12 protein-coding genes are annotated in these 14,540 nt (G+C 46.5%); 3 read left to right on the top strand and 9 right to left on the bottom strand.

Features of this window, described 5'->3' with window-relative positions; translation table 11 throughout:
* Positions 1 to 19: 19 nt before the first annotated feature.
* On the bottom strand, positions 20 to 256 hold the full coding sequence (locus tag EIH22_RS02925; RefSeq protein ID WP_124054309.1) for a hypothetical protein: 237 nt from the start codon (positions 254 to 256) through the stop codon (positions 20 to 22).
* A gap of 393 nt (positions 257 to 649) precedes the next feature.
* On the opposite strand from EIH22_RS02925, the gene EIH22_RS02920 reads away from it, so the two are divergent.
* Complete coding sequence (locus tag EIH22_RS02920; protein WP_124054308.1) at positions 650 to 1,594, top strand: DMT family transporter; 945 nt, start codon at positions 650 to 652, stop codon at positions 1,592 to 1,594.
* 82 nt (positions 1,595 to 1,676) lie between these two features.
* Here EIH22_RS02920 and EIH22_RS02915 read toward each other — a convergent pair whose 3' ends face one another.
* The 6 genes from EIH22_RS02915 to EIH22_RS02890 form a co-directional block, all read right to left on the bottom strand.
* Positions 1,677 to 3,959 (bottom strand): COG1470 family protein, encoded by a 2,283-nt coding sequence (locus EIH22_RS02915; protein ID WP_124054307.1) that lies wholly within the window; start codon positions 3,957 to 3,959, stop codon positions 1,677 to 1,679.
* A 436-nt stretch (positions 3,960 to 4,395) separates the two neighbouring features.
* Positions 4,396 to 5,571: a pyridoxal phosphate-dependent aminotransferase gene (locus tag EIH22_RS02910; RefSeq protein WP_124054306.1), complete on the bottom strand. Its 1,176-nt coding sequence runs from the start codon at positions 5,569 to 5,571 to the stop codon at positions 4,396 to 4,398.
* Between the two features lie 58 nt (positions 5,572 to 5,629).
* A complete protein-coding gene (locus tag EIH22_RS02905) occupies positions 5,630 to 7,003 on the bottom strand; it encodes an FAD-binding oxidoreductase (RefSeq protein ID WP_124054305.1) in 1,374 nt (457 codons plus the stop codon).
* 5 nt (positions 7,004 to 7,008) lie between these two features.
* The gene (locus EIH22_RS02900) at positions 7,009 to 7,908 is read right to left on the bottom strand and encodes a MetQ/NlpA family ABC transporter substrate-binding protein (RefSeq protein WP_124054304.1); all 900 of its coding nucleotides are present in this window, start codon (positions 7,906 to 7,908) and stop codon (positions 7,009 to 7,011) included.
* 36 nt (positions 7,909 to 7,944) lie between these two features.
* Positions 7,945 to 8,625 carry a methionine ABC transporter permease gene (locus EIH22_RS02895; RefSeq protein WP_124054303.1) on the bottom strand — a complete coding sequence of 227 codons (681 nt, stop codon included), beginning with the start codon at positions 8,623 to 8,625 and terminating at the stop codon, positions 7,945 to 7,947.
* The gene (locus EIH22_RS02890) at positions 8,609 to 9,649 is read right to left on the bottom strand and encodes a methionine ABC transporter ATP-binding protein (protein ID WP_124054302.1); all 1,041 of its coding nucleotides are present in this window, start codon (positions 9,647 to 9,649) and stop codon (positions 8,609 to 8,611) included. The genes EIH22_RS02895 and EIH22_RS02890 overlap by 17 nt, the downstream gene beginning before the upstream one ends.
* Before the next feature lie 660 nt (positions 9,650 to 10,309).
* On the opposite strand from EIH22_RS02890, the gene EIH22_RS02885 reads away from it, so the two are divergent.
* Positions 10,310 to 10,864 (top strand): YagU family protein, encoded by a 555-nt coding sequence (locus EIH22_RS02885; protein WP_124054301.1) that lies wholly within the window; start codon positions 10,310 to 10,312, stop codon positions 10,862 to 10,864.
* 119 nt (positions 10,865 to 10,983) lie between these two features.
* Here EIH22_RS02885 and EIH22_RS02880 read toward each other — a convergent pair whose 3' ends face one another.
* On the bottom strand, positions 10,984 to 12,126 hold the full coding sequence (locus tag EIH22_RS02880) for a S66 family peptidase (protein ID WP_235001747.1): 1,143 nt from the start codon (positions 12,124 to 12,126) through the stop codon (positions 10,984 to 10,986).
* A 78-nt stretch (positions 12,127 to 12,204) separates the two neighbouring features.
* Positions 12,205 to 12,486, bottom strand: coding sequence for a hypothetical protein (locus EIH22_RS02875; protein ID WP_124054300.1), 282 nt, complete (start codon positions 12,484 to 12,486; stop codon positions 12,205 to 12,207).
* A gap of 160 nt (positions 12,487 to 12,646) precedes the next feature.
* On the opposite strand from EIH22_RS02875, the gene EIH22_RS02870 reads away from it, so the two are divergent.
* Positions 12,647 to 14,497, top strand: coding sequence for a cytochrome c biogenesis protein CcdA (locus EIH22_RS02870; protein ID WP_124054299.1), 1,851 nt, complete (start codon positions 12,647 to 12,649; stop codon positions 14,495 to 14,497).
* Positions 14,498 to 14,540 lie beyond the last annotated feature (43 nt).

The following is a 14,540-nucleotide window of genomic DNA, read 5'->3' as shown; positions in this document are numbered from 1 at the left end:
TTGCGTTGAGTGTCCAAACTTACTCGATGGTGCTCTTTTGCTTGTTGTTAATAGCGACGACGAGCCATGCAGGAATGGCGAATGTGGTGACTACCCCGGCTGCGAAAATTAGGCTCGGGATGGTGGCAACGATTCCGATGAGCGTAAAGAGTGCCATCGCAGTAACGAATGCGATTGGCGTGGTGAGATGAAGACGGTGATCCTGCTTCGCGGTGATGAAGACTGGCTTTGCTTCGCAGGTTTCCATAGTTAACATTTTTGCTCCTTGGTTGGATTCAAGGTGCAGGCCACAGTGGCGGCGCTGCACCACTGTGTACGATGTTCCGTTCCTTCGAGGACTCCTAGCGAATGTTTTGAGCATCCTCGGGGCGGAACATCTTCCATGTTAGCTACATAAAGATATTTTGGCTAGTGTTGGTTCGCTTAATAGGGTGTTAGTTTGTCTGAAAATACCTTTTGAACTGGGGCTTTGATAGAAATGTGTTTGTGCATACATAGGGTTTAAAATCGATAATAAAAATGTCGCCACCTGATGATGAATAAAGTGTTGTCCGCGATATCGTGATCCTTTCGGGCAAGTCGAGTATTTTTGATTCTCCTTAGAGTAGTCTGGGCGGTGGCTCATTTAATGAAACGATAAGGATCACACATGCGGTGGGGAATCTTCTCCGGTGCGCTCTGGGGGATGGATACAGTTACCCTTGGTCTAGCGCTCTTATTCATTCCTTTCTTGAACTTGCCTGATGCTGCTCTCGCCAGCGCAATGTTTCACGACGTCCTGTGTGCAATCATCCTATTTATATACATGCTGATGCGCGGAAGGCTACGTGCTTCCCTTAAGGCTATTACCACACGTGCAGGTCAAGCAGTGATGATCGCTGCAATTCTGGGTGGGCCGATCGGAATGACGGGTTACCTAGTTGCAATCAACAATATTGGGCCTGGTTTCACCGCCATTATCTCTACTTTTTATCCGGCGTTTGGCGCGGTTCTTGCCTACATTTTCCTAAAAGAGCGTATGGGCTTACACCAGCTCGTGGCGCTCTTGATTTCCCTCGTTGCAATTATTCTGATTGGCTGGTCCTCTGCTTCAACTACACCCACCGGGTCGACGATGGTTGGGGTAGTCGCCGCATTAACCTGCGTTATCGGTTGGGGTTCGGAAGCTGTGATCCTCGCGTGGGGTATGAACGATGACGATGTCGATAACGATACTGCACTACATATCAGGCAGACGACGTCGGCACTTGCCTATCTGTTTGTTATTGCGCCCGTAACTGGAACTTTTTCGTTTGTTAAGTACTCGATGCTCAACGTTGGAATCGGAGTCGTGGTCATCGCGGCAATGGCAGGAACGGCGTCGTACCTTTTCTACTATCGGGCAATCCATACAATCGGAGCATCTAGGGCAATGGCCTTGAATATTTCTTATTCGGCGTGGGCTGTTTTCTTTGCGTTTCTAGTGTTAGGGCAGGTGCCTTCGCTCTTACAGATTGTCTGTTGTGTAGTGATTCTATGTGGAACTGTGCTTGCGGCTACTCCAGATTGGAGGATACTGGCTGGGGATAAGTCGGGTGGCGTCTGCACTGACTAATATGATGGTGGGGTTCGGGTCATAAAAGATGACCCGAACCCCACCATAAAACAACCTTTAGCAAGGTTCTGAATTTTGCTCCCTATCGGTGCGATTTGCGCCGCATCGTTACAGTGAGTGCAATTCCGGAGGAAAGTAGCAACCCACTAATTAATGCGATGGCAGCTCCGTGCAGTCCTGTCTCTGCTAATTGAGGTGCAGGTGTGGAAGAGTCAGCTTCAAGTTTAGGAGTTGGAGCTGCTGGTGTATTCGGCTCGGAAACAGACGGTTGTGTTGGCACTGGTGGCTGTTGCGGAGCTGGTGATGGATTGTTTGGTTCTGATGGTACTGGAGGTGCTGGGGGAGCAGGCTCTGACGGGGTAGTATCTTCTGGCTCAGAAGGTACATTTGGCTTATCTGGCGTAAACGCATGTGCTGGATCGGACGCTGATACCGTGGCAGGATTACCTGGAACCTGTGGGGGAACTCCGGTCACAGTTCCGATATTTGCGTGGCTATGCCCAGCCGCAGGAGCAGGGATCGTGGCGGTAAAGGTAACGGTTTGATTTGGCGCTAGTATTCCAATAAAGCCGGTGGGTTCTTCAATTTTCGAAGCAGCAATTACGTTATCGGTAAGCTTTACATCGGAAAGTGGTTGCGAACCGGTGTTTGTAACATCGAAACGGATGCGCATTTCTGATCCTGGAGTGACTTGTACTCCTGGAGCGTTGTTGGCATCGTCGTCGTTAATATATTTCTTGATCGCAATTGAAGGTTTACCGCTGACCGTAGTGCATGCGGTGTTGTTCAATTCACCTTCAGGATCGGAGTCGCCTTCCATGGTCACCTTGTTGAAGATACCCTTTATAGGGGCATCTTGGTCATTTGGTGCGCCACACTGTGAGAGGTTCTCCCAAGCATCAGGAACGATAACTTCAGGTGTAACTTCATAATGAACAGTTACGTTTAGAGTGCGAGTCTCTCCAATCCCGAGGGAAAGACCTCCTGAAAGTTGGAAGCTTCCGTTTTTGTTAACGGCAGGTATGCCGTCTACGTCAAGACCAGTAACCTTGAATCCTGCAGGTACTCCGGGGGTGTCGATAATTTCTTTTGTGGTACCTGTGGAGGTACCAGTGTTAGAAACCTTAACTTGGTAATTGCGAGTTACATTCGTGACCGATGGCTTATCGAGCACAAGAGGTTGGTCAGTTGTAGTTTTAGAAATTGCAAATTTTGGAGTAGTAAGTGGGGTAGGTGTTTCTACGACAGTAGTAACTGATGCTTCTGAGTTGCTGAATCGAGGTGCAGTCGCTGTGCTTAAACCAATCGAATAACTGTATTCATACTGCCATGGATCGTATTGATTTCCATTATCTGGCAAGCAGGCCGAATCGGTTACGCTCTGTTCATAATGGACACGCGTACCTGCGGGAAGCCAAGTGTTTCCAGTTAGGTTAGAAACTGGAGTTCTATTTTCGATGTGGTAATCAAATGGCCAGTTGTATGACTGTTTCCATTCGTTATCTCTACTTAGGCCTTTATCGATATTAGGATCGACAGGGTCGGTGCTGTCGTTAGAATTAAACTTTGCATTTGCCAAAATGGTAGAGGTGATATCTTTCCCTTGACCATCGGTAAAGGTTAGTTTTGGGCCATTGCTATCGAGACGAACATTGGGTGAATCAATACCAATTTTTAATTCGGCAAGCCACTGGCCGTATTCGCCATAATTAAGTGTTAAATCTCCGTATGCGGTTGCAGAACATTTATCTGCTGAGATGTTCTTAAATGCCGGTTTTGGACCATCCCATTTGCTCCTTGGATCAATTCCAGAGAATGCCAAAGCATCGGCTTTAATGGTTGTTCCAGGGGCGGCAGTGTCGCTAACCCGTGCAGCAAATTTAGCAGTTCCAGTTACGTTTCCATTGATACCGTCATCGAAGGTGAACGACCAGGTGCCGTCGTCGAACTTTTCGGGAGGTGAAGAAAAGCTTCGAGCTTTTCCGTCAGACCAAGTAAAATCGCTTTCTTTTGGCGTTCCGATTAGTGGGGCGTTTTTATCGGGAAGGAATCGAATCTCGTGAGCAATCAGGTTTGATTGACCTGGGGTGGTCTCTGAACCTGGATGAGGTGCGTTCGCTGTGAAAGTAAAAGTGTAGTTAACCTCTTGCCCTGGGCGAACCATGTTTTCGGAAATAGCTAACTTCGATTCGACGGATGGAAACTTACCGTCTGGTGTGCCGAATCCGATTTCGAAATTTTCCTCTGTGTAGGCGGATGCCTGTGGTGGATTGACTCCGAAAGCTGTTATGCCAGCAATGGAAAATGCTGCAATTCCGCACATTGCTCGCTTGAGGAGCCTGACACGCATGGGTTTCTGTGCCATGTTTACCTTTCGCGTGAAAGCGCCAGACGCTCAAGGAGCTATCTGATGCTAATGTCTATAATTTATGGGCCTGTTAATTGTATGTCATGCCATTATAGGTGGAAACTAAATATCAAATAACTATCTGACCTGTAAGTATGTATTTTTTAGTGTGTTTGTATGGAAATTAACGATCCTGAATAGAATTAAAACTTTTGAGTAAAAAGACCGAATTCTATCGATCTGTCCAAAATGAATTGAAATTCAATACAAAAAGCGGTCTGATTTGATCTCCTAGTTAGAAGAAAATCAGACCGCTTGGTCTAAAAATAATGAATTTATATGCATCTCAATCTTATTACTATGTTATTCATTACGTTGGCGAACTTCTTTGAAATTGTTATGATCTAAGGCCTTGTATCGAATGTGGTAGACCAAGATGGTATTTCAGTTAGATTTAGCTTGGATTTCTTTGACCTAACCGTTCAGGTAGGCTTGCTAAACGTTGTAATGCTTTAGAAAGCATTTTTTCTGACTTGGCAAAATGTAGACGAATATAACGGTTTTCTTCCTCATTGAAGAAAGCAGAACCAGGAACCGCTCCAACTCCAACTTTTTGGGCCAAATCTATACAAAAATCCATATCTGATTCGTATCCGAACTCTGATATGTCTACAAGCACGTAATAGGCTCCTTGAGGATTCGTGTGCTTAATTCCTAGTTTATCTAGCCCTGATAGGAAGAAGTCGCGTTTTTCTGTGTAGTGAGTACGTAGATCCGTGTAATAAGAATCAGCGAACTCTAAGCCGATCGTTGCAGCTTCTTGAAGTGGTGAGGCGGCACCCACAGTCAGGAAATCATGCACTTTCTTTGCGCGCTCAACGACGCTTGTGGGGGCAATAATGTAACCCAGACGCCACCCAGTGATGTGATATGTTTTTGATAAGGACCCGCACATAATGGTTCTTTCAAACATTCCCGGTAATGAGGCAAAGTAAATGTGCTGGTAAGGCTCAAAAACGATATGCTCGTAAACTTCGTCGGTGATAACAAAAGCGTCGTATTTTTCTGCAAGTCTAGCGATCGTTTCTAACTCGGCAAGTGAAAATACTTTGCCACTAGGGTTAGAAGGATTACACAAAATCAGTGCCTTCGCTCCGGACGCAAAAGCTTTCTCTAGGGCATCGGCGTCGAAATCGAATGATGGCGGACGCATAGGAACATATATTGCCTCAGCGCCACATAAGATTGCATCTGCGCCATAGTTTTCGTAGAAGGGCGAAAATACTGCAACTCTGTCTCCAGGATTACACACCGTCATTACAGCAGCTATCATTGCCTCGGTACTTCCGCAGGTGACTAGTACTTCGCTTTGGGGATCTATGGTTATTCCACTGAAGTTCTTGAATTTTTTCGCAAGAGCATTACGGAAATTTTCTGCTCCCCAAGTAACGGCATATTGATGAGGGCCGTCAGCTGCTACCTCAGCCAGCCTATTGGTTAACTCAACAGGGGGAGCGTCGTCCGGAAAACCTTGGGAAAGATTAATCGCTCCATATTCATCGCAAATACGCGTCATTCGGCGGATAACCGAATCAGTGAAACGTTCACTGCGAATAGATAATTCTTGCATTGCAGATTCCTTAGTAATCTCTAGTCTAGTTTGTCCAAATGAAAGGAATATTTACAGGTCAGCGTGAATAGCTCTTATTGGGATTAAGAATCCCACGTGGGTCAATAGCAGCTTTGATCTGACGTTGTAAATCGATTAGCGCTGGGTCGGTCAAGTTCAAATAGAATGGTCGTTTTGAAATTCCGATTCCGTGTTCGGCACTTGTTAGACCTCCAAGTTCGGCTGCCTTTTTATACACTTCAATCAGAAAATGGTCGCGAACGGTGAGCCAATCATCTTCATTTCGATCCCCGCGCAATACGCATAAGTGAACATTTCCATCCCCTGCATGCCCAAATCCTACGGATTCTACGCCTGTTTGCTTCTCCAGACTATGAACGAAATTAATAAATTCAGCGGTTTTATTAATAGGAACCACAAGGTCAAGTGGCTCCTGCTCGCAGCGTGCTTCGACTGCATTGACTAAGCTCCCGCGGATACCCCATGCTCGGGCAGATTCGCTTTCGCTTAGATAAATAAAATCGCTAGCGCCGTATTCATAAAGAATTTCTCGAATGAATGCACAATCAGCCTCCACCTGATTATGAGTGCCATCGAAAGTGAGGAGCAGATAGGCATTAGCTTCTGGAGCAGGAAACTCAAACCCGGTGAATTCTTGACCGAGCTTTGCTACGGAACCTTCAATAAACTCAATCGCCGTTGGCGTTACTCCGCTACTCAAGATTTTAGGCACACTATTGAGAGCGGAATCTAAACTGTCAAACGGGATAATTGTGGATTGGCTAAACTTCGGTTTAGCAATTAGTCGCAGGGTAGCTTGTGTAACGATGCCTAAGGTTCCTTCTGAGCCAATAATTAGGTTCTTCAGTGAAAGACCGGTGGCATCTTTGACGTTTGTGGATCCAAGGATAACGATTGCCCCTGACGGGAGTACTACTTCAAGCTCACGGACATAATCCCGAGTTACCCCATACTTGACTGCACGCATTCCCCCGGCATTCGTAGAGATGTTCCCGCCTATGGATGCGTTTTTAGCACCTGGATCAGGTGGATAAAACAATTGGTGATGGTCAACGAACTGTTGCACTTCACTTAAAAGGACGCCGGGTTCTACTACCAAAGTAAGTGTTTCGGTATCTATGTTGAGTATTCGGTTCATTCTTGAGAGATCAATTAATAAGGCGTCTCCAGAAGAATCGGGAAGAGTAGATCCAACCAAGTTAGTCCCAGCTCCGCGTGGAATTACAGGTACTCGGTAATGATTAGCTAGCGTTACCGCTTTGCTCACCTCGTCAGTAGATTGTGGGAAGACCAGAGCAGCTGCTGATCCGCCATGCCGTCCAAAAAGATCTGATACATAGGACCGTGCAATTTGATCGCCTTTCTGAATTCTTTCGGGTGGAAATATTTCTTCTAATTCGCTTATAAACATGGTGTTTACTTTCCTGATTCTGCGGAAAGACCTTTAGGAGCTTCGCCCGCTTTTTGGCCGTCTTTCTTATCCCACGCAGAAATTAGATTTCCCTTGAACTCTTTTTCGAACAGTTGTTGAGCTTGTTCGGTTTGAAATGCTTCAACAATGCGCTTATAAACTGGATTATCTTTATCTTCTGTACGAGCAGTGATGTTGAGGTAGAAAGCATTTGAGTCCCAGTGCTTCTCACTATAGATTTTCTGGTCTTGTGGCAGCTTGGAATCAAGTGCATAGTTTCCATTTACTACTGCAATTTTTGCATCGGGGATAAGGGAGGCAACCAGGTTTGCATCGGCTTCCACAAATTTGAGCTCAAGATCGTTCTTGGTTATGTCCGCAACGTCTGGGGTATTTCCTTTAGCGGGATCGACGCCGATAACGCCAGCTTCTTCGAGAAGCTTAAGGGCGCGCCCTCCATTGGTTGCGTCGTTAGGGATAGCTACTTTATCGCCTTTCTTCAATTCCTTAAGGTCGTGGATCTTGTCTGAAAAAACACTCATCGTCACGATGTAGGTATCGCCAATTGGAGTGAGGTGGTAGCCATGACTCTTAATTTCATTTTGAAGGAATGCATGATGCTGAAAAGCGTTAAGTTCAATATCTCCGGCTTCTAGCGCTGCGTTTGGAAGTGAATAATTGGCAAACTGAACCGTCTCTATCTCAACTCCTTCTTTTTTCAACTCTTTCTTTATTGGAGCCCAGATGTCTTCATTAAATGTGCCTGTCAAGCCAATACGAACGTGTGTAGTCTTACCCTGAGAATTGCTATCTGAGGAACTGGATGATTCGGAACCAGCACCGGAACACGCTGTAAGAGAAAGCGCAGATGCTATAAGTAGAGCAAAAAATGGTTTTTTCTTCATGATTTTTATCCTTAATTATTTGGTTGATGTGTGATGTTATTTAGTGTTTCGTTTGGCAATTACATAGCCGATAATCTGGATAACCGTTACTAGCGCAACCAGGATGATTACCGTTGCCCAGATAATGTCCATTCGATTTCGTTGCTGGCCATAAATGTATGCGTAGTTTCCGAGTCCTCCTGCACCAACAGCGCCTGCCATCGCGCTCAAGGAAATAAGGTTGATTAGTGTGATGGTTGTGCCTCGGGCAAGGCTCGCGATGCTTTCGCGCCAGTAAACACGCACAACGATTTCGAGGGTGCCCATACCGATTGCCTGCGCGGCCTCGATAAGACCACGACCAACTCCTGCGAGCGCTGCCTCTATTTGGCGCGCGAAGAATGGAGTTGTTCCAACAACCAGTGGAACAATTGCTCCTTCAACGCCAATGGCGGTACCAACAATTAGGCGTGATACAGGGAGGAGGAGGAATAATAGAATAATGAAGGGAATTGATCGTCCTAGATTAAGTAACTTATCTAAAACCTGATTGAGAATCGGTACCGGATGGATACCGCCCCGTTGCGTAACGATGAGTATGGTTCCAAAAAGCAGCCCAAGGGCGAATGAAATAATCCCAGACACTGCAAGCATGTAGATGGTTTCTTCTGTTGCTTTCCATAGTGCAGGAAGGTCTTCAAAGACATTTGGAAAATAGTATTTAAGCCACTCGAGCATCGTTCAATACCTCCACTCCAATACCTACTGCAGAAATATGATCAAGGAGAGCGTCGATATTCTGTGGTTCACCTTGGACGATCGATATAAGACCGCCAAGTGGACTATCGTCAATTACTTCCAAATCGGCCAAAATAATGTTGAAATCTACGTCAAAATCTCTAGATAGTTGCGATACCAGCGGGATTTTCGTCGTTTGATCGAGGTACTGAAGTTGCAGCAAAATTTCGCCTGGAGCAAGCTCAACGATTTGGTGATTGTTGTCAATCAAATCATCGATTGCGCCCAAATTTCCGGCAGAACGAACAAAAGTTTGCGCAATTTTACTTTGGGGATTTGCGAATACAGAAAAGATGTTGCCTGATTCAATAATCTCGCCGTTCGCCATAATTGCCACTCGGTCGCAAATAGATTTTATTGCGTCGATTTCGTGGGTAATGAGTACGATTGTGATCCCCAATTCACGGTTTAAACGTTGAAGTAGCTTCAAGATTGACTGTGTCATTTGTGGGTCTAGAGCTGAAGTAGCCTCGTCGCAAAGTAGTACTTTTGGTCGTGAAGCAAGAGCTCGAGCGATGGCTACACGCTGCTTTTGCCCACCGGACAATTCAGCGGGGTATTGATTTGCCTTATCAGATAATCCGACTAAATCCAGCAACTCCTCAACCCGGTGATCTATTTCTTTCTTGCTTAGATTGAGGTGTTTTAACGGCAGGGCAACATTCTGAGCAACCGTGCGCGAAGGAAACAGATTGAACTGTTGAAAAATCATGCCAATATCTTTGCGCTTTGCACGAATTTTACGTGGGGAGAGCTTAGTTAAATCGACGCCGTCAAGAGTTACTGTTCCTTCAGTGGGGTGCTCCAGTAAATTAATAAGGCGAACGAGAGTGGATTTTCCTGCTCCAGAGAATCCTATGATTCCGAATATTTCTCCACTTTTGATCGATAGATCTACATTCCTGACGGCGTGAATTGGTGGTGTTCCACCGAATATTTTCGACACATTGTTCAGAGTGATCACTGAACAATTCCTTTCCTCTGCTGTACCGAAAACTAGTTACCCCGTGGATGCCTAATTCTGCATTTCGAGAGGACGCCTCTCAAACAACAACTGATGAGAATGATTTATTGGCGAGGTACTAGTTATGGGCACAAAAAACGGTTCTGAGAGTTTGTGCATCCTCCCGAACCGTTTGAGGTATTTTGATTTCGCTTACGACGCTTAAAAGCGGGCTCTATATGATGCCAAAACGAACCCAGAAGACCTACGAATGGAAACGGTCCGGGAGCTAAACATTCGACGCATCATCGAGAGCAGATGCTTGGAAATCATCTCGAACCTCCTTTTCGTAATCTTGCTGTTTTGCTAGTTTCATCGAAAACTAATTTTGTTGTTGCAAGCTTAGCTTCCCAGTATCGGTGATTAAAAATTTTGTCCATAATCTGGGATTGTATTTTTACAGGGTACAGGGTACAGGGTACAGGGTACAGGGGACGGCGGGTTATGACGATGGAAAAACTGGGTTGGGTGTAAGAAATAAATTCTATACAGCACAAAGCTTCTTAATGCCAGCAAAAGAACAAAACTTCCTCGCGAAAATAAATGAAACAATGATCACAAAATATAAAAATAGGACCTTTGCACTACTGGGAATTCTTCTCTGGGCGTAGTTTATTCTTTATGAAAATTAAACAAACAGCAGTTGAGCGCCGAAACTATGGCGTTGCAGTTCTCGTCGGCATTATCGGTGGAATTGTGTCGGCAATTATCAAGTTCGGCTGGGAAGTTCCGCTTCCTCCACGTACCCCTGAGCGAAACGCCACAAACCCACCGCAGGCGTTCCTTGAGCAACTAGGTTTTTCGGACACGACGACCCACTTAAGTTACACTTTCAACGGTAACGAAGGTCTACCTTGGATTTCGTTCCTAATTCATTTTGGTTTCGCGATCTTCTTTGCAGTTCTTTACTGCATTCTCGCTGAGCGTTTTCCACAGATTAAGCTGTGGCAAGGCGTTGCGTTTGGAATCTTCATTTGGGTTGCCTTCCATGTTGTGTTGATGCCGCTTATGGGAACCGTTCCAGCTCCGTGGGATCAGCCATGGCAAGAGCACTTCTCGGAGATTCCTGGTCACGCAATTTGGTTGTGGGTGATTGAGATTTTCAGACGTGATCTCCGTAATCGAATCACCGGTGAGCCTGATCCTGAGGTCGAACTTTCAACTGCACGTGCATGATGAAATAGATTTTGCATGATTATTGTTGTTCACCCAACACGTGCAAAATGAGCGATGTGGTGCCACTCCTTTCTTGGGGTGGCACCACATTTTTCTTCGGGTTTAGAAGAATTCCAGGGTTAAAGGCCGGGATATGCGTCTGGGATTGGGCTTTTTAGGCTTGGCGTAGCGGATGAATAGTGGGCGATTACTTGTTCTCTCCCCGGATCAATGGTGATTTCTCCTCCAAAAGGAATAATGACCTGTGGTTTTGTGTGCCCGAAAGGTAGATTGAGGCATACAAGTAGATCGTTTCTGTAGTGTGCGATATTTGCAAACAGATAATCGTAATAAGCGTTGCGTCGTGCCTCGCGTATTTCTGGTGGCGCTGGAGCATCTCGATCGTCGACGACGGGGCATGCGAAAACAAGTGCGTTAGCGGCTTCTAAATACCCACGTTCTCCGAGAGCGCGAATCCATCTCCCTACATAGTCGGCAGGAGGGAGTATTTCGGACGTTTCAAAAATCAAGATGCTTCCCTCAAGATCGTCTAAGTGAGGAAGCCGGTTTGCAAGTGCTAGCTGATCTATAACCTCAAGGCATCCTCCCCATGTTTTTCCACGAATCGCTTTGTTGCTTGTTCCGTAAAACTCCAGGGGAAGTGCTGGTTCAAAAAATGATTCTTCGGTTAGTGCACGTGGATCTGACCAATCAAAGCCGTAGTCTTGACTAATTTTGGGAAGTGGTAGCATTAGCGAAGCTTCACCGGAAAGTGCGGCGCGTATGGTAGCTAGATGTTCGGAACTGGGATCATTTGCGCTACCCCAATGAACCATTGTTGAGCCGCCATAAAAAGAGCTCACACCGTTCATCCATAACCAATTGAGCAAATTTGTGTTATCGCTATATCCAAAAATAGGTTTAGGATCCGCCTGAATGGAACTCGGGTCCAGATGCGGAATTACTTGGATTTCGTCGTCGCCACCAACGGTTGTGAAGATCGCGCGAATTTCGGGATCGTCCATTGCTTCTTGGAGGTCTGCTGCACGCTCATGCGGTGATGTGCCCAGCTTTCTAGTGGTCGGGAATTCCACCACAGTGAGGCCCAGAGTTTCTTCAATTCGCTGTATCGCCTGTGTGTGGATTTTCGGGAAATACCCAGGGGCTGCCCATGCTGGAGAAAGAACCGCAACCTTGCTTCCAGGTGGTACGGGGCGTGGCGAGCTAAGGCAAGAAGTCATTGGCTCGTTTGGTTGTTCGTTCGGATTGAGTGCATGGTTCATAACGGAATTGTATCCGTTAGAAATGAAAGTGGCGTTCTGCCGAAGTGTGCTCGGTAGAACGCCACAGAGACGATTCGCTTACTTTTTATCATCCATCTTGTCGTCGGTCATCTTGCCATCGTTCATTTTTTCGTCATTCATTTTCTTGTCGTTCATCTTGTTATCTGACATCTTGCCATCATTCATCTTCTTGTCTTCCATTTTCTGATCGTCCATCTTCTTATCTTCCATCTTGTTTGCTGGAGCGTTGTTGGACTTGTCATTCATCTTGTTGGAATCAGAATCAGATCCGCAGGCTGCAAGCCCGGTCATCGAAGCGAGAGCGATCATGGTGAATGCGGAAATCTTACGAAGGTTCATGGTTTTCCTTTCGATTAGGCTGAGCTGTTTGCGTCAGCAGTCACTCAGGGTTCGGAGTGCAAAAGATTATGGATTGGAAAATAAGTTATGAATCAAATCACACCTGGAAACCAATCTATTTGCGATCGGTGTTCGAACTTACAGTGACGAAAGGACTTATATGATTACGATTCTGATTGGTTTGCTTGGTGGATTTATTACCGGTATTTCGCCCTGTATCCTTCCAGTGTTACCGGTTATTTTCCTCTCCGGTGGTGCCCAGTCGGCTAGGGCGGTATCTCCGCTAGGGGTAGCGCTACCAAAAAACAACATCATCGGGCAAGGAACACGTCTTCCTCTTGCCGGTCATGAAAGCCCAGGTCAAAACAGTACCGCAGCCCTATCGTCTGGAGCGCCACCTAGTGCTCCAAATTCGGTTAATGAACCTTCTCGCTGGCGCCCATACTTGGTGGTTGCCGGTCTTGTTCTCAGCTTTACTGCTTTTACCCTGCTTGGCTCAACACTCCTTAACCTTCTACATCTTCCGCAGGATACTATTCGCTGGGCGGGGATTTTCATGCTCGCGGTCCTGGGAATAGCAATGCTTGTTCCGCAATTCATGGAATTCCTTGAAAAACCATTTCAGCGGTTTGGCCGAGGGAAATCGAAATCAAACAACGGTTTTGTGCTTGGTCTAGTACTCGGAGCGGCATATGTGCCGTGTGCAGGACCCGTACTTGCCGCTATTGCGGTAGCCGGCTCAACTGGCGAAATTGGTACCGATACTATTGCTTTAGCAGTGTCTTTCTCAGTTGGTACGGCGATTCCGCTACTGTTCTTTGCGCTTGCGGGACGTAAACTCACTGAACGAATCTCGGCGTTCCGTCGTCGTCAAAAAGCAATTCGAATCGGGGCAGGACTGGCCCTGATTGCATTGTCGGTTGGAATGGTCTTTAACTTACCTGCCTATTTGCAGCGTGCGCTACCGGATTGGACCGCGTCTATACAACAGCAGACTGAAAAATACCTTCATGCAGGTAGCGTTGGACCATGCGTTGATGGGGCGGAAGCGTTGGCTGACTGTGGAACTTTGGCGCCAATCGAAGGCGTGACTTGGTTTAATACCCCGAATAATGAAAGCGTATCTACTCAAGGGAAAGTAACGCTCATTGATTTTTGGGCGTACTCATGCATCAACTGCCAGCGGTCAATCCCGGGTATTGAAAAACTGTATGAGACGTATAAAAATGCTGGATTCAACGTGATCGGTGTCCATTCGCCGGAGTACGCCTTTGAAAAAGAAGAGCGTAACGTTCGATCCGCGGCCAAAGAACTGGGTATTACCTATCCAGTGGCTGTGGATTCGAACCTTGTTACCTGGACGAACTTTAATAATCACTACTGGCCGGCACATTATCTAGCCGACGCCCGTGGGCAACTTCGCGCGATTAAATATGGTGAGGGCGGGGAAGGTACAACGGAGAAACTGGTGCGTGAGCTGCTTAAAGAAGCAAACCCGAATGTTTCGTTGCCGGCGCCTGTATTCACTTCGGATGCCGACGACGCCTCGTCCACCCCGCGTAGCCCAGAAACATATCTTGGTGCGGATAGAGCAAGATACGCTGTAGGTGAGCCGATTACACTTGGCGAGCACGACGCGCGGTTCCCGTCTGATATCCCGCAAAACCGATTTGCTATTTCCGGGAAGTGGAAAGTGAGTGAACAGTCGATTTCGCCGATTGGTGGAGGCGAAGACGCTCCGAGTGTAGACGGAACATCGAAGTCACAGGATGCGATGCCGAATACCGGTCAACCAGCGCAGCTTAAGTTGCATTGGTTTGGAAAGCAGGTAAATGTTGTGGCATCGGGATCTGGGAAGATTCGCTGGGAAATGAACGGGAAATCCGGCGAAGTGAGTGTTCCCGATGTGCCGAATCTGATCGCACTTGTTGAAGATAATGGCGGAACCGATGGTATCTTGACGTTGACTGTTGATCCCGGCGTCGAACTTTATTCGTTTACGTTCGGGTGATAATGCTGATAGATGTGCATAATTCGCCTGCCCTATACGTTGA

This window comes from Arcanobacterium ihumii, from assembly GCF_900604515.1.
Lineage (GTDB): Bacteria > Actinomycetota > Actinomycetes > Actinomycetales > Actinomycetaceae > Arcanobacterium_A > Arcanobacterium_A ihumii.
Note: the sequence above shows the minus strand (reverse complement) of the source record. Positions and strands in the feature narration are given on the sequence as shown.